Annotated in this window: 22 protein-coding genes; 12 read left to right on the top strand and 10 right to left on the bottom strand. The window is 70.4% G+C overall.

The genetic code is table 11. The features are described 5' to 3' along the window. Positions 1-135 precede the first annotated feature (135 nt). From NFT33_RS09815 to NFT33_RS09795, 5 genes are all read left to right on the top strand, one after another. Positions 136-1,509 (top strand): O-antigen ligase family protein, encoded by a 1,374-nt coding sequence (locus tag NFT33_RS09815; RefSeq protein ID WP_251674984.1) that lies wholly within the window; start codon positions 136-138, stop codon positions 1,507-1,509. A gap of 153 nt (positions 1,510-1,662) precedes the next feature. Next, positions 1,663-2,841 carry a hypothetical protein gene (locus NFT33_RS09810; RefSeq protein WP_149503952.1) on the top strand — a complete coding sequence of 393 codons (1,179 nt, stop codon included), beginning with the start codon at positions 1,663-1,665 and terminating at the stop codon, positions 2,839-2,841. Between the two features lie 3 nt (positions 2,842-2,844). After that, complete coding sequence (locus NFT33_RS09805; protein ID WP_251674982.1) at positions 2,845-4,065, top strand: glycosyltransferase family 2 protein; 1,221 nt, start codon at positions 2,845-2,847, stop codon at positions 4,063-4,065. A 53-nt stretch (positions 4,066-4,118) separates the two neighbouring features. Further along, entirely contained in the window at positions 4,119-5,228 is a 1,110-nt protein-coding gene (locus NFT33_RS09800; protein WP_251674980.1) for a Gfo/Idh/MocA family protein, read from the top strand. Continuing rightward, positions 5,225-6,238, top strand: a complete 1,014-nt coding sequence (locus NFT33_RS09795) for an NAD-dependent epimerase/dehydratase family protein (protein WP_251674978.1) — start codon at positions 5,225-5,227, stop codon at positions 6,236-6,238. The genes NFT33_RS09800 and NFT33_RS09795 overlap by 4 nt, the downstream gene beginning before the upstream one ends. On the opposite strand, the gene NFT33_RS09790 is transcribed toward NFT33_RS09795, so the two are convergent. Both NFT33_RS09790 and NFT33_RS09785 read right to left on the bottom strand, forming a co-directional pair. Further along, on the bottom strand, positions 6,220-7,518 hold the full coding sequence (locus tag NFT33_RS09790; RefSeq protein WP_251674976.1) for a DEAD/DEAH box helicase: 1,299 nt from the start codon (positions 7,516-7,518) through the stop codon (positions 6,220-6,222). The two genes, NFT33_RS09795 and NFT33_RS09790, sit on opposite strands and share 19 nt — an antisense overlap. Positions 7,519-7,586: 68 nt before the next feature. Further along, positions 7,587-8,702, bottom strand: a complete 1,116-nt coding sequence (locus NFT33_RS09785; RefSeq protein WP_251674974.1) for a glycosyltransferase — start codon at positions 8,700-8,702, stop codon at positions 7,587-7,589. Between the two features lie 162 nt (positions 8,703-8,864). Between NFT33_RS09785 and NFT33_RS09780 the strand changes: the two genes are divergently transcribed. The 3 genes from NFT33_RS09780 to NFT33_RS09770 all read left to right on the top strand — a co-directional run bounded on the left by NFT33_RS09780 (position 8,865) and on the right by NFT33_RS09770 (position 14,832). Continuing rightward, complete coding sequence (locus NFT33_RS09780) at positions 8,865-10,520, top strand: right-handed parallel beta-helix repeat-containing protein (RefSeq protein WP_251674972.1); 1,656 nt, start codon at positions 8,865-8,867, stop codon at positions 10,518-10,520. Positions 10,521-11,108: 588 nt separating this feature from the next. Further along, positions 11,109-12,764 (top strand): right-handed parallel beta-helix repeat-containing protein, encoded by a 1,656-nt coding sequence (locus NFT33_RS09775; RefSeq protein ID WP_251674970.1) that lies wholly within the window; start codon positions 11,109-11,111, stop codon positions 12,762-12,764. A gap of 430 nt (positions 12,765-13,194) precedes the next feature. Further along, positions 13,195-14,832 carry a hypothetical protein gene (locus tag NFT33_RS09770; protein ID WP_251674968.1) on the top strand — a complete coding sequence of 546 codons (1,638 nt, stop codon included), beginning with the start codon at positions 13,195-13,197 and terminating at the stop codon, positions 14,830-14,832. Positions 14,833-14,854: 22 nt separating this feature from the next. On the opposite strand, the gene NFT33_RS09765 is transcribed toward NFT33_RS09770, so the two are convergent. Together NFT33_RS09765 and NFT33_RS09760 are read right to left on the bottom strand one after the other, a co-directional pair. Continuing rightward, positions 14,855-15,649, bottom strand: a complete 795-nt coding sequence (locus tag NFT33_RS09765) for a LytR/AlgR family response regulator transcription factor (protein WP_149505273.1) — start codon at positions 15,647-15,649, stop codon at positions 14,855-14,857. 42 nt (positions 15,650-15,691) lie between these two features. Beyond that, positions 15,692-16,723, bottom strand: a complete 1,032-nt coding sequence (locus NFT33_RS09760) for a sensor histidine kinase (protein WP_251674967.1) — start codon at positions 16,721-16,723, stop codon at positions 15,692-15,694. Positions 16,724-16,841: 118 nt separating this feature from the next. Here NFT33_RS09760 and argH point away from each other — a divergent pair, with 118 nt between their 5' ends. Both argH and NFT33_RS09750 read left to right on the top strand, forming a co-directional pair. Then, positions 16,842-18,284 (top strand): argininosuccinate lyase, encoded by a 1,443-nt coding sequence (argH, locus tag NFT33_RS09755; RefSeq protein ID WP_251674964.1) that lies wholly within the window; start codon positions 16,842-16,844, stop codon positions 18,282-18,284. Between the two features lie 8 nt (positions 18,285-18,292). Then, positions 18,293-18,631, top strand: a complete 339-nt coding sequence (locus NFT33_RS09750; RefSeq protein ID WP_251674962.1) for a YkgJ family cysteine cluster protein — start codon at positions 18,293-18,295, stop codon at positions 18,629-18,631. 15 nt (positions 18,632-18,646) lie between these two features. On the opposite strand, the gene NFT33_RS09745 is transcribed toward NFT33_RS09750, so the two are convergent. Next, positions 18,647-19,000 (bottom strand): translation initiation factor Sui1, encoded by a 354-nt coding sequence (locus NFT33_RS09745; RefSeq protein ID WP_251674960.1) that lies wholly within the window; start codon positions 18,998-19,000, stop codon positions 18,647-18,649. Between the two features lie 87 nt (positions 19,001-19,087). Here NFT33_RS09745 and NFT33_RS09740 point away from each other — a divergent pair, with 87 nt between their 5' ends. Further along, complete coding sequence (locus NFT33_RS09740; protein WP_251674958.1) at positions 19,088-19,681, top strand: flavin reductase family protein; 594 nt, start codon at positions 19,088-19,090, stop codon at positions 19,679-19,681. A 31-nt stretch (positions 19,682-19,712) separates the two neighbouring features. Here the strand turns inward: NFT33_RS09740 and NFT33_RS09735 are convergent, their stop codons facing one another. The 5 genes from NFT33_RS09735 to NFT33_RS09715 are packed head-to-tail and all read right to left on the bottom strand — an operon-like array spanning position 19,713 to position 22,997. After that, positions 19,713-20,378, bottom strand: coding sequence for a trimeric intracellular cation channel family protein (locus NFT33_RS09735; protein WP_251674956.1), 666 nt, complete (start codon positions 20,376-20,378; stop codon positions 19,713-19,715). Beyond that, positions 20,375-21,226: a peptidoglycan DD-metalloendopeptidase family protein gene (locus tag NFT33_RS09730; RefSeq protein WP_251674954.1), complete on the bottom strand. Its 852-nt coding sequence runs from the start codon at positions 21,224-21,226 to the stop codon at positions 20,375-20,377. The genes NFT33_RS09735 and NFT33_RS09730 overlap by 4 nt, the downstream gene beginning before the upstream one ends. Further along, positions 21,223-21,792, bottom strand: coding sequence for a hemerythrin domain-containing protein (locus NFT33_RS09725; RefSeq protein WP_251674952.1), 570 nt, complete (start codon positions 21,790-21,792; stop codon positions 21,223-21,225). Before NFT33_RS09725 ends, NFT33_RS09730 begins: the two co-directional genes overlap by 4 nt. Positions 21,793-21,818: 26 nt before the next feature. Further along, positions 21,819-22,205 carry a SirB2 family protein gene (locus tag NFT33_RS09720; RefSeq protein ID WP_149503974.1) on the bottom strand — a complete coding sequence of 129 codons (387 nt, stop codon included), beginning with the start codon at positions 22,203-22,205 and terminating at the stop codon, positions 21,819-21,821. A gap of 21 nt (positions 22,206-22,226) precedes the next feature. Then, the gene (locus NFT33_RS09715) at positions 22,227-22,997 is read right to left on the bottom strand and encodes a hypothetical protein (RefSeq protein ID WP_251674949.1); all 771 of its coding nucleotides are present in this window, start codon (positions 22,995-22,997) and stop codon (positions 22,227-22,229) included. An 82-nt stretch (positions 22,998-23,079) separates the two neighbouring features. Here NFT33_RS09715 and NFT33_RS09710 point away from each other — a divergent pair, with 82 nt between their 5' ends. Next, positions 23,080-23,934 carry an AAA family ATPase gene (locus tag NFT33_RS09710; protein WP_251674947.1) on the top strand — a complete coding sequence of 285 codons (855 nt, stop codon included), beginning with the start codon at positions 23,080-23,082 and terminating at the stop codon, positions 23,932-23,934. Positions 23,935-23,939: the final 5 nt, after the last annotated feature.

Genomic DNA, 23,939 nt, shown 5'->3' with positions numbered 1-23,939 from the left:
ATGTTTCCGCGACACACCGCGGTACCTCGTCATTTCAGATTAAGCCGCTTCGGTACCACGGCCGGGGGTGCAGGCGTGCCGCCGTCATCCGGGCGCATTAGGATCGGACCTTTTGCACGAACCGTCGCCCGGATCATGAGTTTCGCGGTCTTCCTGCTCTATGTGTTCCTCAGCTTCTTCCGGCCGATCGAGCTGTTCGCGCCGGAAATGGCGGAGTACCGGCCGATGCTGGTGCTGTGGACGCTCGGCTTCGTCCTGGCCGCCAGCCGCGCCATCGTGCGCAAGGAGATCGCCGCGCGCGGCATCGACTTCAAGCTGCTGTTCGCCTTCATGGTGATGCTGGGCGTGTCGCTGGCGCTCAACGGCTGGGCCGGTGGCGCCTTCACCGCGATGAACGACTTCACCACCTCGTCGATGCTGTTCGTGCTGGTGGCGCTGAACGTGACCTCGCTGCGCCGGCTCAAGCTCGCCTGCGCAGCAGTGGTGCTGTCGATGCTGGTGGCGGCCCTCTTCGGCATCCAGGCCTATCACACCGGGCAGTTTGCCCAGCAGCTGGTGCTGCGCCAGACCGCGCCCCAGCATGAGGACGAGGACCCGAGCCGGGCACCGCCGTCAGCCGCCTCCGAGATCCCCGCGCTGGACCAGACCGGCTGGTATCTGTGGCGCGTGCGCGGCCAGGGCTTCCTGAGCGATCCGAACGACTTCTCCCAGGTGCTGGTGATGTGCCTGCCGCTGCTGTTCGTGCTGTGGCGCCAGCGGGCCTGGCTGCGCAACACCCTGCTGATCGTCGCGCCCGGCGCGGTCATGCTCTACGCCATCGTGCTGAGCCAGTCGCGCGGCGCGCTGCTGGGTGTGGCCTCGCTGCTGTTCTTCATCGTGCGCGACTGGCTGGGCACCACCCGCACCGCGGTTCTCGGCGGCCTGGCCGGCGTGGCCTTCCTGGGCGCCAGCGCGGTGGGCGGGCGCGGCTTCTCGTCGCAGGAGCAGTCGGCCGGCGAGCGCATCGAGGCCTGGGCGGTCGGACTGGAGCTGCTGAAATGGCGTCCGATCTGGGGCGCGGGCTACGGCAACTTCACCGACCACCACCATCTGACCGCGCACAACTCCTTCGTGCTGTGCTTCGCCGAGCTCGGCCTGGTCGGCTATTTCCTGTGGGTCGGCATGATCGTGCTGACCTTCAAGAGCCTGAGCGCGGCGGTCGAGACCCTGCCCGCGCGCAGCCCGCACCGCCAGATGGTGGTGCTGCTGCGCAACTCGCTGGTCGGCTTCCTGGTCTGTGCCTGGTTCCTGTCGCGCACCTACCAGCCGGTGCTGTACTTCCTGCTGGCGCTGTGCGTGTCGGCCTGGTGGTGTGCCAGCCACGCTCCGGGCATGACCGACAAGGAATCGCCCAAATACGAAAAAATTCACACGATCCCCTGGGTTCGCAGCACCTTCATCATCATGTTCCTGACGATTGTTGCAATTCGTGGCTTCGTGTTCTCGCATCAGCTCGGGCGTGGCGGCTGATTCAGGCCATGCCGGCCCCCTCCGGTAAGGCGGCCCCAGGGAAAACCGCAATCGCACGATGCTAGAGTTCGCCCCGATTGCCTGCGGCGAATCGTTTGCATTGCGCTTTAGTCAGACTCTGTCGACTCCATCTTTGATTCCTCCAAGACTCCGATGACGCTCGTCCATGTGCTTGTCGTGCTCCTGCTGCTGCTGTGCGCCGCGGTCGTGCTGTTCATCCGCCAGCGCAACATCCAGGAATGGCTGTTCAGCTATCTGAAGCAGGACTGGCGCGCCCCGGTGCCGCCGGGCACCACGAAGCATGTGATGTTCTGCTTCGTCGACCACTACGAGCCGATGTGGAAGCAGCCGGACTACGCCACCGAATGCCGCCGGGTGGCACGCTGGCGCCAGGAGTACCCGGCGCTGTGCGACCAGTTCCGAGACGCCGACGGGCGCGGCCCGATCCACAGCTTCTTCTACCCGGAAGAGGAGTACCGCCCCGAGCACCTCGATGCACTGGTGGAGATCTGCCGCATGGGCTACGGCGAGATCGAGATCCATCTGCACCATGACAAGGACACCGAAGCCGGCCTGCGCGAGAAGCTGCGCCGCTTCACCCGCACGCTGGTCGACCGCCACGACGCGCTGCCGGTCGATCCGGTGACGAAGCAGCCGCGCTGGGCCTTCATCCACGGCAACTGGGCGCTGGACAACTCGCACCCGCACGGCTTCGGCTGCGGCGTGAACAACGAGCTGATCGTGCTGCGCGAGGAAGGCTGCTATGTCGACTACACCTTCCCGGCCTCGCCCGACCCCTGCCAGACCTCGACGATCAACAAGATCTACTACGCCAAGGACGATCCGGAGCGCTGCAAGTCGCATGACACCGGCATGCGGGTGAAGGCCGGCGGCAAGCCCTGGGGCGACCTGATGCTGATCCAGGGCCCGCTGGGCTTCAAGTGGAACGACCGCAAGTTCGGCATCATCCCGCGCATCGAGAACTCCGACATCCGCACCAGCTGCCCGCCCACGCCCGACAGGGTCGATGCCTGGATCGAGACCGGCATCCATGTCGAGGGCAAGCCGGAGTGGATCTTCGTGAAGATCCACACCCACGGCACGCAGGAGCGCGACATGGACACGCTGCTGGGCGAGCCGATGCGCCGCTGCTACGAGCATCTGCACGCGAAGTACAACGACGGCCGCGAGTGGAAGCTGCACCATGTCAGCGCCCGCGAGATGTACAACATCGTCAAGGCCGCCGAGCAGGGCCTGCCCGGCGAGCCCGGCCAGTACCGCGACCTGGTCATCCCGCGCCCGGCCTACCGCCCGATGCCGGCGGGGAACTGAGCGGTGGTCGAGCTGCTGCTGGCCATCGTCGCGATCGGAGGGGTCGTGGCGGTGGTCTACTCCTACGCCCTCTACCCGCTCGCGCTCTTCGTCGTCGGCGCGATCAGCCAGGGGCTGCGCGACGTCGCCTTCGTCTTCCGCAAGAGCGAGCGCCGGCTGGAGATGCAGCGCTCGGCCGCCGGCACCGAGCCGGACTGGCCGCCGGTGGCCATCGTCATCTCGGCCTACAACGAGGAACGCCACATCGTCTCGCGCATCGAGAACCTGCTGGCGCTCGACTATCCCGCCGACCGGCTGCGCGCCTACATCGGCTCGGACGGCAGCCGCGACCGCACCGCCGAGCTGATGGGCCGCTTCGCGGGCGAGCCGCGCCTGGTCGCGCTGCCCTTCGAGCAGAACCGCGGCAAGGCCAGCGTGCTCAACGACCTGGTCTCGCGCACCACCGAGCCGATCGTCGTCTTCTCCGACGCCAACACCTACTTCGAGCGCGGTGCGCTCAAGAAGCTGGTCTCGCGCTTCGACGACCCCAAGGTCGGCGGCGTCACCGGCGAGCTGCGCCTGCTGGGCAACGCCGGCGGCGACAACCAGGACAGCCTGTACTGGCGCATCGAGCAGTTCCTGAAGTTCTTCGAGGCCCGCATCGGCGCGCTGCTGGGCGCCAACGGCGCGATCTACGCGATCCGCCGCGCGCTGTGGCAGCCGATCCGCCCGGACACCATCTGCGACGACTTCGTCATCGCGATGAATGTCTCGGCCGGCGGCCACCGGCTGGTCTACGAGCCCAAGGCCTGGGCCGAGGAGGACACGCCCGAGGAGATCGGCGAAGAGGTCAAGCGGCGCATCCGCATCGGCATCGGCAACTTCCAGGCGCTGGTGCGCCATCCGCAGTACCTGACACGCACCTCGGCGGCCACCGCCTTCGCCTATGTCTCGCACAAGGTGCTGCGCTGGACCGCGCCGCATCTGCTGCTGCTGGCGCTGGGCGCCTCGGTGGCGCTGGCGGTGCAGACCGGCTCGTCGGGCTGGGCGCTGTACGCGCTGGGCCAGGCGCTGGCCTATCTGGCCGCCTGGGCAGGCTGGCAGATGAGCAGCCGCGGCGTGAAGCTGCCGACGCTGGTCAAGCTGGCGGCCTTCCTGTTCGCGCTGAACTGGGCCTTCCTGGTCGCCTCCTGGCGCTATGCCACCGGCCGCTATGCCGGAAGCTGGGGCCGCACCAGCCGCTGACCCGCGGAGCGATCCGCCAGAAAAATCGTGTTTCTCTCCGGGAGCGAGATGTGTTGAGGGTAGGAATCATCGGCTGCGGCAAGATCGCCGACGGCCATGTCGAACAGATCCGCGCGATCGGCCGCGGCGAGGTGGTCGCGGTCTGCGACCGCGAGCCGCTGATGGCCGAGCAGCTGGCGGTGCGCATGAAGATCCCCGGCCGCTATGACGACGCGGCCGAGATGTTCGCCAAGGAGCGCCTGGACGTGGTGCACATCGCCACGCCGCCGGACTCGCACCTGTTCCTGGCGAAGATGGCCTTCGCGGCGGGCTGCCATGTGTTCATGGAGAAGCCCTTCGCGCTGACCGCGGCGCAGGCGCTCGAGATCCTGAAGCTGGCCAGGGAAGCCGGCCGCAAGGCGGGCGTCAACTACCTCTACAACTACGAGACGCCGGGCCTCGAGCTGGAGACGCTGCTGCAGAAGGGCGAGCTGGGCGAGATCGTCCACCTCGACACCAGCTACGGCTACAACCTGTCGGGCGACTACGGCCTGGCGGTGATGACCGACCCCGGCCACTGGGTGCACCGGCTGCCGGGCAAGCTGTTCCACAACGTGCTCGACCATGTGCTGGCCAAGGTGGTGCCCTTCCTCGGCGACGAGATCGACACCCGCGTGCTGGCCTTCCGCCGCCGCGGCCCCACCGGCTCGGCCATCGTCGACGCGATGCCCGACGAGCTGCGCTTCATCCTGAGGAGCGGCGGCGTCACCGTCAGCGGCAATGTCAGCGCGCACGGCCGCCCGGTGCCGCACACGCTCAAGGTGGTCGGCACCACCGACTCGGTCGAGCTCGACTACACCTCGCGCACGCTGATCCGTGCCTCGCGCTGGTCGGCGCCCAGCGCGCTGGGCCGCCAGTTCATGGCCTGGACGCAGGCCCGGCAGCTCGCCGCCAACGGCCGGCGCAACATCGGTCGCTTCCGCAAGTACGAGTTCCACTACTTCCAGTGCATGCGCGTGCTGCTGGAGCGCTTCTACGACGCGGTCGAGGGCCGTGGCGCCGATCCGGTGCCGCCCGAGCAGATCCTGCGGGTGTGCCGCGTCATCGACCAGATCGTCGAGGGCGTCGACGCCTGCATGGCCGACCCGAAGAACTCCACCTCCGCCACGGAGGCCCGCGCATGAAGATCCTCCTCACCGGCGCCGGCGGTTTCCTCGGCAAGCAGATCACCCGCAGCCTGCTGATGGCAGGCCAGAACGACCTGCGGCTGCACTTCCGCAGCCGCGCCCCGGCCGGCCTGATCGAGTCGCTGCAGCGGGAATTCCCGCAGGCCCGCCTCGAGACCGCAGGCGCCAACCTGATCGCGCGCGGCTCCTTCGACGCGATGCTCGAGGGCGTCGACTGCGTCATCCATGCCGCCGCCGGCATGAAGGGCGCCGCCGCCGACATGTTCGCCAACACGGTGATGGGCAGCCGAAATGTCTTCGAGGCCTGCGGGCGCGTCGGCACGAAGCGCATCGTGCTGATCAGCTCCTTTGCGGTCTACAAGACCGACGCGATGAAGCCGGGCGACACGCTGGGCGAGGACACCCCGATCGAGCCGGTCGGCGTCGACAAGGGCCCCTACGGCTACGCCAAGACCCGCCAGGAGCACATGTTCCTGGACTTCGCCAGGCAGTACGGCTTCGAGACGGTGATCCTGCGCCCGGGCGTGATCTACGGCCCCGGGGGCGGCGCGCTGTCGCCGCGCGTCGGCCTGAAGGCGATGGGCCTGTTCGCCAGCCTGGGCAACGGCGCGCTGCTGCCGCTGACCTATGTCGAGAACTGCGCCGACGCGGTCGCGCGCGCCGCGGTGCACGCGCCCAGCGGCAGCGCCTTCGCGGTGGTCGACGACCAGATCCCGACCTGCCGCCAGTACCTCGACGGCTACCTGAAGAACGTGCAGAAGATGCGCGTCGTCACGCTGCCCTTCGGCGCCTTCCTGTGGGTGTCGGGCAAGCTGGTGGCCTACAACAGGAAGTCCAAGGGCCAGATGCCGGCGGTCTTCACGCCCTATGTCGTGAAGTCGATGTACACGCCGATCCGCTACAGCAACGACGGCCTGAAGAAGATCGGCTGGACGCAGCGCGTGCCCACGCCCGAAGGCCTGAGCCGCACCTACGCCTGGCTCAAGGCTCAGCTGCCGCCGCGCTGATCCTGATTGGCTGCGGCGGCGGCAGCGGCTGCCGCCCGCAGCTTGTCCTTCTTGCTCGGGCGCCGGCCCTTGATGCCGCCGGCGGACTGCTCCGGCGTGGCGGTCTCGGTCGGCTCGTAGCCGGCGAGCTGCTCGCGCGGCACGCGCCGGCCCTGGCGCTTCTCGATCAGGCGGAAATGCGCCTCGGTCGCGGCGCTGACGAAGCTCACCGCGGTGCCGCTCAGCCCGGCGCGGCCGGTGCGGCCGATGCGGTGGGTGTAGTCGTCGGTCGAGCGTGGCAGGTCGTAGTTGACCACCGCCGGCAGCGCCGGGATGTCGATGCCGCGCGCGGCCAGATCGGTCACCACCAGCACGCGGATGCGCCCGGCGCGGAAGGCCGCCAGCACCTCGGTGCGGGTGCCCTGGCTCAGCTCGCCGTGCAGCGCATGCGCCGGCACGCCCTCGCGGCCGAGCTTGTGCGCGACCAGCTCGGTGGCATGGCGGGTGGCGACGAAGACCAGCACCCGGTCCCAGCCATGCGTCTTCAGCAGCTGGCGCAGCACGCCGGTGCGCCGGCCGGCGTCGAGCGCAATCGCGCGCTCGTGGATGTCGGGATGGGCCGCGGCGCCCTCGCCGCCCTCCCCGGCCGCGCCGGCGACCGGCCCCGGCGCGATGTCGATGCGCACCGGCGCGCGCAGCAGCGCATCGGCCAGCGACTGCACCGACGCCGGAAAGGTCGCCGAGAACAGCAGGTTCTGCCGGCGCGCCGGCAGCAGCGCCAGCACGCGGGTCAGCTCGTCGGCGAAGCCCAGGTCGAGCAGCCGGTCGGCCTCGTCGAGCACCAGCGTGCGCACATGGTCGAGCCGGATCGCGTTGTGATCGACCAGATCGAGCAGCCGGCCCGGCGTGGCCACCACCAGCTCGGTGCCGCCGCGCAAGGCCATCATCTGCGGATTGATCGACACGCCGCCGAACAGCACCGACACCCGCGGCGGATCCGGCAGCCGGCGCGCCAGATCGCGCAGCAGCTCGCCGGCCTGCATCGCCAGCTCGCGCGTCGGCACCAGCACCAGCCCGTGCGGCGCGCGCGGCCAGGCACGGGTGGCGGCCAGATCGGCCTGCAGCAGCGGCAGCGCGAAGGCCAGCGTCTTGCCCGAGCCGGTCTGCGCCGAGACCTGCAGATCCGCGCCCGAGAGCGCGGCGGGAATCGCCTCGGCCTGCACCGGCGTGGGCTGCGTGAAACCGAGTTCGCGCAGCGCGCTCAGCAGGGGCGGCTTCAGGCCGAGGGAAACGAATGACATGGGCGGTCCAGGCGGAGGAGACAAGGCAGGAGGGCCGCGATTGTCGCAGCCTGCGACCCGCCCGAGCCTCACCGCCCCCGAGCGCGCTGGTAGAACGCGCTGCAGGTGCGGTAGAGCGCGCCGATCGAGGCGTGTTCGCTCACCCAGTCGCAGGCGGCCTGGCCCAGGCGCTCGCGCAGCGCGGCGTCGGCCAGCAGCCGCTCCAGCGCGGCCTGCAGCGGCTCGCCCTGGTCGGGCGGCACCAGCAGGCCGGTCTGGCCGTCGCGCACGATCTCGGGGTTGCCGCCCACCGCGGTGGCAACGATCGCCAGCCGGGTCGCGCAGGCCTCGAGCAGCGCGATCGACAGGCCCTCGGTCAGCGAGGGCATCGCGAAGATGTCGAAGCCCGGCGTGAGGTCGGCCACATCCTTGCGCTGGCCGGTGAAGATCACCCGCGCGGCCACGCCCGCAGTCTCGGCCTGCGCGCGCAGCTCGGCCTCCAGCGGGCCGGAGCCCACCAGCGCCAGATGCAGCGAGGGGTGCCGCTTCAGAAGCGCCGGCATCAGCGCGATCAGCAGCCGGTGGTTCTTCAGCGCCACCTGGCGGCCGACCGCACCGATCAGCAGCGCGTCCTCGGGCACGCCCAGGCGCTCGCGGGCGATGCGACGGCGCTCGAGCGTCCAGCGGAAGCGCTCGACCGGGATGCCGTTGAGCACCGTGGTGGCCCGCTCGGCCGGCACCAGGCCGTCGCCGACATAGCGGCCGTGCACCTGCGAGCCCACCATCGCCACGCCACGGGTGTGCCTGAGCGACCACAGGAAGTACTGGCGCAGCCGCTTCTCGCGCTCGAGCCGGAAGCCCATGTCGTGCAGGCTGCAGACCTGCACCGGGCCGCCGAACATCGTGCGGATCGCCGCGGCGGCGTGGTAGTTGGGCACGAAGTTGTGGGCATGCACCAGATCGATGTTGCGCCAGGCCATCGCGCGGCGCAGCCTCAGGATCAGCCCGAGATCGAGGCCGTCGCGCTTGTGGCCGACGATCACCTCGACGCCGGCGGCCTCCAGCTCGGGCTTGAGCCCCTCGGTGGCCAGCAGGCTGAAGACGCAGACCGTGTCGCCGCGGCGCTTCTGCTCGATCGCCAGATCGGTGACCACCCGTTCAAGTCCGCCGAACTCGAGCGAGTCGACGATGTGCATCAGCCTCATGAAATCCTGTCCTCTCCCTGTGCCAGGGTGCTTGTGGCGCGGGATGTTAGCGCAGCGCTGCGGCAAGATCGGGGCTTTCCCGACCCTCGCCCGACGCACCGACAGGAGACCTTCAGCATGCCCCTGCCCGCCCCCCGACTGCTCGGCCTTGGCCTCCTTGGCTTGAGCGGCCTGACCCTGCTGCACGGCCTGCCTCAGGCCCAGACCGTGCGCGTGCCCACCGAGCACAGCGGCCAGCCCGCCGCAGGCTGGCCCAGCGCCGAGTCCGGCCGCTTTCTCGACAGCGCGCCGGCGCCGGTGCCCACGCCGGAAGCACCGGCCGCGGCGGCCAGCCAGGCCGCCGCGCCGCGCGAGGACGGCCCGTGGCCGCCGCCGGTGGTCGAGCCGGCCCGCGCCGACGGCTGCAGCACCGCGCTCACCGGCAGCGGGCGCACCTTCCATGTCGGTCCGGGCCAGACCTTCACCGAGCTCGACGAGGTGCCCTGGCTGTCGCTGCAGGCCGGCGACGTGGTCAACATCCACCACCGCCCCGAGCCCTACCGCACCAAGATCGGCCTGCGCGCGCAGGGCCGCGCCGATGCGCCGGTGGTGCTCAACGGCGTCACCGACGCGCAGTGCCGCCGCCCGGTCATCAGCGGCGAGAACGCCACCACCGCCCGCGATGCCGCCGCCAGCGGCTTCTTCAGCAAGCAGTACAGCGAGCCCTACGGGCTGATCTTCATCTACAAGTCGCGCGACCAGGCCTGGGGCAGCCGGCCGCGCCACATCCGCATCCAGAACCTGAAGCTCACCGGCGCGCACAAGGACAGGCGCTACACCGGCATGGACGGCCAGAGCGGGCGCTATGTCGCCGGTGCCGCGGCGATCTACGCCATCGTGGTCGAGGACCTGACCGTCGAGAACTGCGAGATCACCGGCAACGGCAACGGCATCTTCGTCAACAGCCGCTCCGACGAGGAATCCAGCCGCAATGTCTTCATCCGCCACAACCGCATCTGGAACAACGGCAATGTCGGCAGCTGGCTGGAGCACAACCTGTATGTGCAGACCGCACGCGCGCTCTACGAGGGCAACGACATCGGCCAGCTGATCCCCGGCGCACGCGGCTCGTCGCTGAAGGACCGCTCCAGCGGCACGGTGGTGCGCTTCAACCGCATCACCGCGGCGGCGCGTGCGCTCGATCTGGTCGAGATCGAGGGCGGCGTGCGCCCGGTGCGCGAGGATCGCCACTATCCGGACGCCTGGGTCTACGGCAACCTGATCCTGAACGACCTGTCGCTGCCGGGCTCGGGTTCGGTCAAGCTGATCCACTGGGGCGGCGACAACGACGAGCGCCATTTCCGCAACGGCACGCTGCATTTCTTCCACAACACCGTGATCCACAGCGGCACCCAGCAGCAGGCCTGGTACATGGCGCTGTTCGACATGCCCGGCGCCCGCCAGACGGTGCGCGCCACCGGCAACCTGATCGTCAATCTGGGCAGCACCCAGATGCGGGTCGGCCACCAGGCCGGCACGGTCGAGTTTGCCGGCAGCAACTGGATCTCGCGCGACTGGGCCCAGGCCGGCCCGGACTCGGTCGTGCGGGTGCGCACCAGCGGCGCGCAGCTGTTCGAAGGCCCGCCGCCGGCCATCAGCACGGCCAGCGGCCGGATGCGCACGCCGCTGGCGCGCCTCGATCAGCCCGCCGGCGATCTGCCGACCGACTCGGCCGGTCAGCCACTGCGCCTGAGCCATCAGATCGGGGAGGAGCGCGGCCTGGCCAAACGCCCGGTCCGCGGCCGCGGCCCCGATCTGGGGGCCATCGAGCAGCCCTGAGCGCGGCACCCGCTGCGCCAGCCACCGGCGCGGCCATGAATCTGCGAGATTCGGCCACGCCGCAGCCGGAAATATTCCGCGACATCGATCGAATGAATTGCGGGGCATTTCCGGCCAGTTGTAATTGCAGGCCGCCGGCCGGTACACGAAAAACCCGGGAGGACCACGCCCCCTCCCCCGGAACAGGCGGCCGACCGGTACCGCACGGTTCGTGCCGATGCGCACGAATGAAGGAAACCCGCCCACAAATACCAGGCTGAGCCTGAAAAACCCGTCCACGGGGTTTTTCATGATCTTTCACCCTCGGATTGACCGGTTTCGAGGCGCCGCAGTTACAGATTCCCCTACTTGCTTACGGGCGGCCCCCGGCGGTCTGCCTACCTTTCGCTCCGTGAATTTCGCCCGGCACTGAACCCCCGCATCCAGATGCCGACATCCATCAGGGGGGAATGACAGTTTTCCAGATCAGGAGATTCTGTCGTCTTCTCAGGCTCATTTCCGGCTCGAAAGGTTGTCTCCATGTTTCATTGCAGCGTCGCCACCGAAAATATCGCATTTCGGGGCGCAGTCACCGGTCTGGCCGGACTGATGGCCGGCAGCGCCCTGATGGCCCTGGCGGCACGGCCGGCGCAGGCCCAGGTCGTCATCCGCACGGCGAACGCCACCACCGCCGTCACCTCGGTCACCGCCGTCACGGCAGCCAGCGCCAGCACGCTGACCCGCACCATTTCCGCGCCGCCCGGCGTGCTGGCCATCGGCAGCACCCGCAGCACGGTGGCCGCGGCCGCGCTGGGCCTGACACCCTGCCAGCCCTCGGGCAAGGGGCGGGACTTTCCGGTCGGACCGGGACTGGCCTACACCACGCTCGACCAGGTGCCCTGGGAAAGCCTGAAGGCGGGCGACACGGTGCGCATCCACCCCGCGCCGACGCCCTACCGCGGCAAGTTCGCGATCGTCGCCCAGGGCACGGCCGACGCGCCGGTGCGCATCTGCGGCGTGCGCGGCGCCGACGGCTCGCGCCCGGTCATCGACGCGGATGGCGCCACCACCCGGGCCGCGCTCTCCGGCCTCTACGGCTCGAGCACCTACGCCCGCGACATTCACCAGGACCGCAGCCTCATCGTCATCAAGTCGGACCCGGCCCAGGGCTGGACCGCCTACCCGCGCCACATCCGCATCGATGGCCTGAAGATCACCGGCGCGCATCCGAGCCGCAGCTTCCGCAATGCCGCCGGGGCGCTGCGCAGCTATCTGCCCTTCGGAGCCTGCGTCTGGGTCGAGCGGGGTCACGACATCTCGATCGTCGACAACGAGATCACCGACTGCCAGATGGGCGTGTTCAGCAAGTCGACCGACGACGGCGACTTCGCGGTGACGCGCAATCTGTACATCGCCGGCAACCGCTTCGCCGGCCACGGCATCGTCGGCAATGTGCACCAGCACAGCACCTACACCCAGAGCATCGGCACGGTGATCGAGTTCAACCGCTACGAGCCGCTGCGTCAGGGTGCGCTGGGCAACGGCGTCAAGGACCGCTCGGCCGGCACGGTGGTGCGCCACAACCGCATCGAGGAGGGCTCGCACGCGATCGATCTGGTCGAGGCCGAAGATTTCCCGCTCACCGCGATGGCCACGCCTGCCTATCGCAACACCTTCGTCTACGGCAACCAGATCATCAAGACCGGAGACACCGGCAGCGTCATCACCTATGGCGGCGATCATTTCGGCAGCCAGGCCGGCGCGACCTGGGGCGAGCCGATCTTCCGCAAGGGCACGCTGCACTTCTTCCACAACACGCTGATGCTCAAGGGCACCGCGGCCTGGGTGTTCCGCATCGCCACCACCGAGGAAAAGGTCGAGGCCTGGAACAATGTCATCCACTTTGCCCCGAGCATCCGCGACAAGAACATGCGCATGGACCGCGAGGTGGCCGCACCCTGGATCGGCGGGGGCATCGTCAACCTCGGACGCAACTGGATCAGCAGCGGCTGGCAGGACTCGGACATCTGGCACAAGGTGCGCGGCCAGCTCAATCTGGTCGAGCCGCAGCTCGGCGACACGACACAGCCCTTCGACGCCGCCTCCTTCCGCCCGGTGGCCGGATCGGCGCTGATCGACGCGGGCAAGCGCAGCACCGCCTCCCCGGTCAGTCTGGTGCTGAGCCATCAGATCGACGCGCTCGGCCTGCCGCAGCTGCGTCGCATGAGCGGCCTCGGCCACGATCTTGGCGCGGTCGAGCGATGAGCCTGCGATGAACTTCCGCTGAGCATCTGGCGGGCGGCGGCGTTGTCCGCTCCCGCCATCGGCCGATCAGTTGCAACCTCATGTAGGTGCACATGCCCGCAGGCCGTCCCGGACTGAAGCGGACAGACCACTCCTGAGGCGCAGCGGCTCGCAGCGCACTTCAAGATACTTCACACGGCTGCCACGATGACCGTGAAACAATTCACGAATAAGTTGATTTGATGCGCAGGCAAATCACATCAATGTTTCACTAATTCCTTTTTTACACCCCCTATTCGCGGGGGGTGTCATTTTGTGCATGACAGTTACATGCACGGGAAATGCTTACCCTGTTCGATTCGGCCGTCCCTATCGTCGCGAACCTGCGGCGCCGACGTCTCGTCGGCGAGGACGATTCACGACAACGAACACTGAAACAGGCGAACGGCCCATGGACAGCATGATGGACAAGACTCGGGCACGACGCGTGCGCATGCTCTGGGCAGGCACCGCCCTGGCGCTGGGTGCGGCCCTGGCCGGCTGCGGCGGCGGCGGCGAAGACACCGGATCGGGCGGCACCACGCCGAGCCCCTCGCCCGCCCCGACCCCGACGCCGCCGGTCGAGACGCTGGAGCTGAGCACCTGCGAAGCCTCGGGCAAGGGCACCGACTACCAGGTCGGTCCGGGCAAGACCTACACCGCACTCGACCAGGTGCCCTGGGAAAGCCTGAAGGCCGGCGACACCGTCCGCATCTTCTATTCGTCGACGCCCTACAAGGGCAAGTTCCTGGTCGCGGCCCAGGGCACGCAGACCGCACCGGTGCGCATCTGCGGCGTGCGCGGCCCGAACAACGAGCGCCCGATCATCGAGGGCAGCGGTGCCACCACCCGCAGCGCACTGCTCAGCGCCTACGGCAACACCGCCGAGACGCAGGACATCCACCAGACCCGCAGCGTCATCGTCGTCAAGGCACTGGCCAGCGGCACCTACACCGACTACCCGACCTGGATCCAGATCGACGGCCTGAACATCCGCGCCGCCCACCCGAGCTACACCTTCACCGATGCGGCCGGCGCGACCAAGAACTATGCGCAGTTCGGCGCCTGCGTCTGGATCGACCGCGGCCAGAACATCCTGATCGCCGACAACGAGATCAGCGACTGCCAGATGGCCGTCTTCAGCCGCTCGACCGACGACGGCGACTTCATGGTCACGAAGAACATCCGCATCGCCGGCAACTACCTGTGGGGCCACGGCATCGCCGGCAGCGACCGCGAGCACACCACCTACACCCAGAGCGTCGGACTGGTGATCGAGTTCAACCGCTACGGGCCGCTGCGCAGCGGCGCGCTGGGCAACGCGGTCAAGGACCGCTCGGCCGGGCTGGTGGTGCGCTACAACCGCATCGAGGGCGGCGCGCGCTCGGTCGACATGGTCGAGGCCGAGGACTTTCCCGTCACCGCGACCGCGCTGGCGGCCTACCGCAGCACCTTCGTCTACGGCAACCAGTTCAAGAAGAACGGCGACGACGGCAGCTTCTTCCACTACGGCGGCGACCACTTCGGTGCCGCGGCCGGCGCGAACTGGGGCGAGACACTGTTCCGGCGCGGCACGCTCTACTTCTTCAACAACACCGTGCACGGCACCGGCACCAATGTGCGCCTGTTCCAGATCTCGACGACGCTGGAAACGGTGGAGGCGTGGAACAACGTGTTCTGGTTCGACGCGTCCGTGACCTCGCTGAACCTGCGCCAGGCCGAGAACGATTCGCTCTCCACCAGCTACACGCCCGACGGCATCCTGAACCTGGGCGTGAACTGGATCCGCAGCGACTGGACCGACACCACCGCCTGGAAGACGCTCAAGGGCCAGGTCAACGGCACCGCCAACCTGCTGACCGGCAGCAGCGCGCCCTTCGACACCAGCAGCTTCGTGCCCAATGCCTCGAGCGCGATCATCGATGCCGGCAAGGCCGGTCCGAGCGCAGCCAGCGCCTACGGCGTGAACTACCAGCTCGACAGCAGCTACGCGCCGGTGGCGCGCACCGTCAAGGGCGCGGCCATCGACCTGGGCGCCACCGAGCGCTGAGGCCCGGCGGCCGGGGCGGCGCTCACAGCCCCTCGGCCGCCAGCAGATCGCGCACGCTGGCGAGCTGGCGGCGCGACACCGCCAGCCACTCGTCGGTGGCGGCGATGCGCACCGCCCAGACCTCGCTGGCCTCGGCCTCGCCGCGCTCGTCGCTCCAGCGGCGCCGCTCCAGCGCCGCCACCGCATCCAGCGCCACCAGCGCGTTGCGGTGAATGCGCAGGAAGCGGCGCCCGAGCCGCTCCTCCAGCTCGGCCAGCGACTCGTCGAGCAGCAGCGTGCGGTGTGCGGTGCGCAGCGTCACGTATTTCTGCTCGGCCTTCAGGTAGAGCACCTCGGTCAGCGGCACCCGCAGCAGCTCGCCGCGCTCATGCACCACGATGACCGGCACCGCCGGCGCGGGTTCGGCCAGCGGCGCAGGTGCGGTCGCCGGCAGCGCACCGCCCAGACGCTGCGCCACCCGCGCCAGCGCCTCCTGCAGCCGCAGCCGGCGCACCGGCTTGGTCAGGTAGTCGACCGCCTCGACCTCGAAGGCCGCCAGCGCATGCTCGGCATGCGCGGTCACGAAGATGACCCGCGGCGGCTGCGGCATCGCGCGCAGCCGCGCCGCCAGCGCCAGCCCGTCCATGCCGGGCATGCGGATGTCGAGCAGCACCACATCGGCAGCATGCAGCGCCAGCCAGTGCAGCGCCGCGGCCGCGGTGGCCGCCTCGCCGACCACCTGGGCGGCCGGATCGACGCAGTCGGCCAGCAAGGTGCGCAGCCGCAGCCGCGACAGCTCCTCGTCGTCGACCAGCAGCACCCGCAGCGGCGTCGTCATGTCCATGCCTGTCGGCCCCTTTCCTCGGTCCGGTACCCGGTCTCAGTCCGGCAGCGCGATCGCGATGCGCACCCGGAAGCGCCCGCCATCGATCGCGCCCGCCTCGAAGCGCACGCCCAGGTCATGCAGCAGCATCAGCCGTTCGCGCACATTGCGCAGCGCCATGCCGTGGCCGCGGCGCGGGCGGCCCTCGCCCAGCGGATTGGTGACCGTCAGCAGCGCCATGCCATGACGCACGCCGGTGCGGATGACGATCTCGCCGCCCTCGGTCGAGGGCTCGATGCCGTGCTTGACCGCGTTCTCCACCAGCGGCTGCAGCATCAGCGCCGGCACCCGGGCGGCGGCAGCCTGCGCATCGAGCTGCCAGCGCACCCGCAGCCGCGCACCGAAGCGCACCTGCTCGATGGCCAGATAGCGCTGCGCCAGCTCGATCTCCTGGCCGAGCGTGACCGGCGCGTCGGCGCTGGCCAGCGCGGCGCGGAACAGCTCCGACAGGTCCTCCAGCACCGCCTCGGCCCGCACCGGGTCGATCTGCACCAGCGTGATCGCGCTGTTGAGCGCGTTGAACAGGAAATGCGGCCGGATGCGCGACTGCAGCTCGGCCAGCCGCGCCTGGGTGCCGGCGGGCAGGTTGAGGCGCTCGCGCAGGCACAGCACCTGCCAGACCGCCACCGCCAGCGCCGCGCCGCTCGATGCGGCAGACAGCGCGGTCAGCGCGCCCGGCTCGACCTGCTCGAGCCAGCGCAGCTCCGCCCAGGCGCCCAGCGCGCACAGCAGGCCGATCAGGCCCATCAGCGCGGCGGCCGGCATCGGCGCCAGCCGCGCCAGCCGCGGCCGCAGCGCGCAGCCGGCCAGCAGCCACACCAGCGTGGCCGGCAGCACCGCCACCACCAGCACCGACAGCTCGCCCAGCAGACCGGCCAGATCACCGCCGCGCAGCCCCAGGCCCAGCACCAGCACGCCATGCACGAACAGCACGGTGCGCAGCACCAGCCCGCCCTGGCACAGCATCGGCACGGAACGGGGCGGCAGACCGGCGGATTCACCGGCGCTGGCGGACGGGGACGGACTCACGGGCGCGCGCTCTCTACAATCTGCGCCATTGTCGCCCGGCCGGCCCGCTTGCGCGGGGCTGCCGGGCGTTTCTGCCACTTCCGGTCGACCTCCGTCCGGACTCCCGACTGCCCCTCCGATGAGCCATCCCGCCTCCGACAACCAGCTCGACAAGAAGGCCCAGGCCTGGTCCGCCCTGTTCTCCGAACCGATGAGCGAGCTGGTCAAGCGCTACACCTCCAGCGTCTTCTTCGACAAGCGCCTGTGGCGCGCCGACATCGCCGGCAGCCTGGCGCACGCCGAGATGCTGGCCGCGCAGGGCATCATCAGCGCGGCCGACCTGGCCGATATCGAGCGCGGCATGACGCAGATCCGCGCCGAGATCGAGGCCGGCCAGTTCGAGTGGAAGCTGGATCTGGAGGATGTGCACCTGAACATCGAGGCGCGCCTGACCACGCTGGTGGGCGACGCGGGCAAGCGCCTGCACACCGGCCGCAGCCGCAACGACCAGGTCGCCACCGATGTGCGCCTGTGGCTGCGCGACGAGATCGACGCCACCGCGGTGCTGCTGGCCGACATGCAGCGCGCCCTGGTCTCGGTCGCCGAGCAGAACGTCGACACCATCCTGCCGGGCTTCACCCACCTGCAGGTGGCGCAGCCGGTCAGCTTCGCGCACCACCTGCTGGCCTATGTCGAGATGTTCGCGCGCGACGCCGAGCGTCTGGCGGATCTCAGGAAGCGCGTGAACCGCCTGCCGCTGGGCTCCGCGGCACTGGCCGGCACCAGCTACCCGCTCGACCGCGAGCGCGTGGCACGCACGCTGGGCTTCGAGGCGGTCTGCCAGAACAGCCTGGACGCCGTCTCCGACCGCGACTTCGCGATCGAGTACACCGCGTTCGCCTCGCTGGTGATGATCCACGTCTCGCGCCTGGCGGAAGAGATCGTGGTCTGGATGAGCCAGAACTTCGGCTTCATCAACCTCTCCGACCGCTACTGCACCGGCTCCAGCATCATGCCGCAGAAGCGCAACCCGGACGTGGCGGAGCTGGCGCGCGGCAAGTCGGGCCGCGTCGTCGGCCATCTGATGGGCCTGATCACGCTGATGAAGGGCCAGCCGCTGGCCTACAACAAGGACAACCAGGAAGACAAGGAGCCGCTGTTCGACACGGTCGACACGGTCAACGACACGCTGCGCATCATGGCCGAGATGATCGGCGGCGAGGTCGCGGCGGACGGCAGCCGCTCGGGCGGCCTGACGGTGAAGAAGGACGCGATGGAGCGCGCCGCGCTGCGCGGCTACGCCACCGCGACCGATCTGGCCGACTACCTGGTCAAGAAGGGCCTGCCCTTCCGCGACGCGCACGAGGTGGTGGCGCATGCGGTCAAGGACGCGATCGCGCTGGGCAAGGACCTGGCCGAGCTGCCGCTGGAGACGCTGCAGGGCTACGACGCGCGCATCACCGCCGACGTGGCCGAGGCGCTGACGCTGGCGGGCTCGCTCAACGCGCGCTCGACGCTGGGCGGCACCGCGCCGGTCCAGGTGCGCGCGCAGATCGAGCGCCACCACGCCCGCCTGGGCTGACGCCCGCGATGAGCACGCCCGCCGACAACCCCTGCCTCACCTGCGGCGCCTGCTGCGCCAGCTTCCGGGTCGACTTCTCGCCCGAGGAGCTGCAGTCGCGCGGCGGCTGCGTGCCCGACGGCCTGGCGGTCGAGCTGGGCGACATGCTGGCGCGCATGCGCGGCACCGACCATGCCCGGCCACGCTGCGCCGCGCTGGTCGGCACCGTCGGAGAAAAGGCCGGCTGCGGCATCTATGAGTGGCGCCCGGGCCCCTGCCGCGAGTTCGGCATGCTCGCGCCGCTGGGCCGCGGCGACGAGGCCTGCGCCCGCGCGCGGCTGCGCCACGGGCTGACGCCGCTGGACTGAACGAGACCGGCCGGCTCAGCCGCCGGCACGCCCGACCGTGCGGCCGCGCTGCTGCAGCCAGCCGATCACCTTCTCGACATGGTCGCCCTGGATCTCGACCACGCCGTCCTTGGCGGTGCCGCCGCTGCCGCAGGCAGCCTTCAGGCCCTTGGCCAGCCCCGTCAGTTCATCGCCCGCCAGCCCCAGCCCGCGCACCACCGTGACGGTCTTGCCCCCACGCCCCTGCTTCTCGCGGCTGACCTTGACGACGCCGTCGGGCGTGCCCGAGACGGCCGCCGCGCGGCACAGGCACTGCAGCACCGGCTGGCGGCAGTCCGGGCAGACCCGGCCGGAATCGGTGGAATAGACGAGGCGGGAATCGGCAGGCATCGGCGCGGCGCAGCGGAAGGTGGCGACAGGGAGACAGGGAATCCGGTCGCCGAGGGTAGCACCGGCCGCACGCTCACAATCCGGTCCATGAGCTCCGCCCGCCTCCTCCCCGTCCCCCTCGACCGCGCCTACCGCCTGCTCAACCACGGGCCGGTCACGCTGGTCAGCAGCGCCCATGCCGGGCGCGACGATGTCATGGCCGCCGCCTGGGCGATGCCGCTGGACTTCATGCCGCCGAAGGTGGTGGTGGTCATCGACCGCAGCACCTTCACCCGCGAGCTGGTCGAGGCCTCGGGCGAGTTCGTGCTGAACATTCCGTCGAGCGCGCAGGCTGCCGACGTGCTGGCAGCCGGATCGGGCTCGGGGCGCGAGCAGGCCGACAAGATCGGCGCCTGCGGCTTCGAGCGGCTGGCGGCCACGCAGATCGGCGCGCCGCGGATCGCCGGCTGCCTGGCCTGGCTGGAGTGCCGCGTGCTGCCCGACGTCGAGAACCAGCGCCGGCATGACCTGTTCATCGCCGAGGTGGTCGCCGCGCAGGCCGATGCGCGGGTGTTCCGCGACGGCCGCTGGCATGTCGACGACACGCCCGGCAGCACCGCGCCGCGCACGCTGCATTACGTCGCCGGCGGCGCCTTCCTGGAGACGGGGCGGGCGATCGAGGTGGGCCCGGACAGGCGCTGATCTTCGATGCGGCCAGCGCGCGACGCCGCGCTCAGTCCATGCGCCACGCCGGCAGCCGCCAGTCCAGCGCCACCGCCAGCCAGCGCAGCACGATGGTGACCGCCGCCGAGCCCAGCAGCGCCGCGTCGGCCGACCAGTGCAGCCATTGCGAGGCCAGCACCAGCGCCCAGCCGCCGATGAAGACGCACAGCGCATAGGGGCGGTGGTCGCGCAGCGTCGCCGGGATCTGGCTGCAGACCATGTCGCGCAGCACGCCGCCGAAGACCGCGGTGATCACGCCCATCAGCACCGCGATCAGCGCCGGCATCTGCACCGACAGCGCGATCTGCGTGCCGGCGGCGCCGAACAGGCCCAGGCCGAGCGTGTCGGGCCAGAACATCGCCCGCTCGGTCAGGCGCAGATGGCGGGCGCGGATCATCACCATCGCGCCGATGCACAGCCCGAACACCGCCGCGACCTGGGTGCTGTTCTCGACCCAGAAGAAGGGCCGGCGGTCGAGCAGCACATCGCGCAGCGTGCCGCCGCCGAAGGCGGTCAGGAAGGCGGCGACCACCACGCCGACCGCATCGAGCCGGCGCCGCGCCGCCTCGATCGCGCCCGAGAGCGCGAACGCCAGCGTGGCCACCAGCTCCACCGGTCCGACCAGGCCGGACAGCAGGCTCAGGGCCTGCGGCAGCAGCGAGGACTCGGTGCTCATGCCAGGAACAGCGCCGGATCGACCAGTGCGCGGTTCAGGCTGATCGACCAGTGCAGGTGCGGCCCGGTCACCCGGCCGGTGGCGCCGACATCGGCCACCCGCTCGCCGGTACGCACGCGGTCGCCGGGGCGCACATGCTCGGCCGAGAGGTGGCAGAACATCGACAGCAGGCCGCCGCCGTGGTCGAGCCAGACGGTGCGGCCGTTGAAGAAGTAGTCGGCGACATCGACCACCTCGCCGTCCAGCGGCGCCACCACCGGCGTGCCGGTCGGCGCGGCGATGTCCATGCCGCTGTGCGGATTGCGCGGCTGGCCGTTGAAGACCCGGCGCAGGCCGAAGGAGCCCGAGCGCGGCCCGGCCGTGGGCACACGCATGCGCAGCGTGGCCGGCAGCGGCCGGCTGAAGCGGGCGACGATCTGCGCCTGGCGCTCGCGCTCGCGCTCATGGCGGGCGAGGTTCTCGGGCGAAAGCTCGACATGGCGCGGCGCCACCGTCAGGCGCTGCTCGGCGTAGCGGTGCGGGGTCACGCGGTAGGGCAGCCGCTCGGGCGGACGATCGTCGCGGCGCACGATGATCTCGCCGGCGCCGGGCGCGGCCGCCAGCGCCAGCCCGAGCACCGCGGTCCAGGCGATCGGGTCGCCGACCACCAGCAGCGGCACGCCCTGATGCTCGGCGCGCGGCTCCTGCGCCGCCGGGCCGAGCGGGATCAGCACCACGCCGCCGGGCACAGCCCGCTCCTGCGGCAGCTCGCCCGCGACGAGGGCCGCCTGGGCCCGCACGCCCGGCCAGCCCAGCGCCAGGCTGGCACCGCCCAGCGCCAGGCGCAGCCACTCGCGGCGGGCGCTCATGCCACACCTCGCGGTGTGCGGCGGCGCGCGGCCATCTCGGCGCCGATGTCGGCCAGCGTCTCCGCAGCGCCGGGCTGCGCGTCGATGCTCGCACGGGCCTGTGGGTAGGCGCGGCCCTCCTCCGCCTCGATGTGGCCGGCGTAGAGCGCGGTCCAGGCCTGCCGCTCGGCCTCGAGCGGGAAATCGCGACCCGGGCCATCGCCGTCGGGCGCCTCGCGCCAGACAAGCAGCGGCTCGCGCAGGCGCGCCCACAGCGCCTCCATCCGGCGGTGCTCGGCCTCGATCGAAGTGGCCAGCGCCAGCGCGTCCGCCACGCCCGAGGCGCGAAGCCGCGGCAGCACATGGCGCTCCTCGTCCTGGTGGTGGTGCGGCGCGGCCAGGTCGAAATAGCGCAGCACGTCGGCCGCGGCCGAGCGCGAGGCCGCGTCATGGCCCTGCGCGCGCACATGCACGACCAGGCGCTCGAACAGCGCCAGCGTGCGCTCGACCCGCTCGTGGCAGGCCGAGAGCATCTCGAAGGGCTGCTCGAAGCCGATCGCGGGGGAATGGAAGCCGGGAAGCGTCATGGAGGAATGGAAGCAGGAAAAGTCCGTCAGGGCAGCCAGGGCTGCTTGCCCACCGCGGTGGCGACGATCCAGCCGACGGTGGCCAGCGCCGCCAGACCGGCCGCGGCCTGGCCGGTGCGGGTGGTCGCGCGCTTGAGCGCCACCGAGCCCAGCACGATGTAGAGCCCCAGCGCGCCGATCTTGGCCAGCAGCCAGGGAGACTGCAGCAGATCGATGCCGCCGACCACCACCATCGCGATCGCCGTCGACAGCAGCAGCGTGTCGACCCCATGCGGCAGCACCCGCAGGACCTTCCAGGCCGCCAGGCGCTCGGGCGCGGCCAGCCGCAGCCCCAGACGCAGCGCGAACAGCGCCACGCTCAGGCCGACGCAGTGCAGATGGATCTTCTTCAGCAGCAGATAGTCGAGCGCCATCGCGATCTCCGTGCTGACGCCTCAGGCCGCCAGCGCCGGCCGGCGCTGCGGGGTGCGCGGATCGCGCAGGCGCTCGAGCAGGCGATCGACATCGAGCACCGGCTCGCCGTGGGCGCCGCGCTCCTGGCAGACCAGCGTCACGAAGTCCGGCGCCCAGTCGCGCAGGCGGCCGATCTGCTCGCGCCGGACCGCGACCCGCAGGCCCACCTCGATGCCGGCGCCCTGCAGCCGGCGGATCAGCGCCGGCAGTCCGGAGGTGGCCGGCCGCAGCGACCAGACCGCGCCGGGCCCGGGCGCGCCGGTCTCCAGATCGAGCAGCAGCGCCCCCACCCGCTGCTGCCGGGCCAGCGAGGCCAGCGCCTCGAGCCGGTCGACCGCGGCGGCCTGCGGCGCGCCGGCCGGCAGCGCCAGCACCGGCATCAGCAGCGGCAGACCGGCCTCGGGCCGCGACGCGGCGATCAGCCGCAGCATCGGCACCGCGACCGCGCCCTCGCCCAGCGGCACCGCGATGCGGTCGACGCCGGCATCGCGCAGCGGCTGCAGACGGGCCTGCAGCACCGACGGCCCGGCCAGCGCAGGCAGGGCCGCATCGATGATGATGCCGTCGGCCTGGTTGCGCACCTGGGCGCAGATCGCCCTCACCCGCTCGGGCGGCGCCGTCTGGAGGTCCAGCCCCAGGGCCCCTGCCCGCACCGCCGCCGCCGCGTCCTGCGACGACCCCACCGCCACCTGCCAGCGCATGACGTCCTCCTTGCCTGTCGGTCCTTGCCTGTCGATGCGCGGATTGTCCATGACCGGGCGCCGGAGCGCCCTGACGACCGCCTCGATATACTGGCCCGTGCCCCAGACAAAGGATCACACGAGGACATCCCGCATGAAGTTCACCGGCTCCGACCAGTACGTCGCCACGCCCGACCTGATGCTCGCGGTCAACGCGGCCATCCGTCTGCAGCGCCCGCTGCTGGTCAAGGGCGAGCCCGGCACCGGCAAGACGATGCTGGCCGAGCAGGTGGCCGCCTCGCTCGGGCTGCCGCTGCTGCAGTGGCACATCAAGAGCACCACCAAGGCGCAGCAGGGCCTGTACGAGTACGACGCGGTCAGCCGGCTGCGCGACAGCCAGATGCCCGATGCCGACAGCGCCGAGCGGGTGCGCGACATCCGCAACTACATCGTGCCGGGCATGCTGTGGCAGGCCTTCAGCGCCGAGCAGCCGGTGGCGCTGCTGATCGACGAGATCGACAAGGCCGACATCGAGTTTCCGAACGACCTGCTGCGCGAGCTCGACCGCATGGAGTTCCACTGCTACGAGACGCGCGAGACCATCCGCGCGAAGCACCGGCCGCTGGTCTTCATCACCTCGAACAACGAGAAGGAGCTGCCCGACGCCTTCCTGCGCCGCTGCTTCTTCCACTACATCCGCTTCCCCGAGGCCGAGACGCTGCGCCGCATCGTCGACCTGCACTTTCCCGGCCTGAAGCAGGATCTGCTGGCCGCGGCGCTGAAGAGCTTCCAGGACATCCGCAACCTGCCGGGCCTGAAGAAGAAGCCCTCGACCTCGGAGCTGATCGACTGGCTGCGCCTGCTGCTGGCCGAGGACATCGGCGCCGAGGCGCTTCAGACCGCCGACCAGAGGGTGGCGATCCCGCCGATGGTCGGCGCGCTGCTGAAGAACGAGCAGGACCTGACGCTGTTCGAGAAGCTGGTGTTCATGCAGAGCCGCAACCGCTGAGGTAC

The organism is Sphaerotilus sp. FB-3, assembly GCF_023706025.1.
Taxonomy (GTDB): domain Bacteria; phylum Pseudomonadota; class Gammaproteobacteria; order Burkholderiales; family Burkholderiaceae_C; genus Sphaerotilus; species Sphaerotilus sulfidivorans.
Note: the sequence above shows the minus strand (reverse complement) of the source record. Positions and strands in the feature narration are given on the sequence as shown.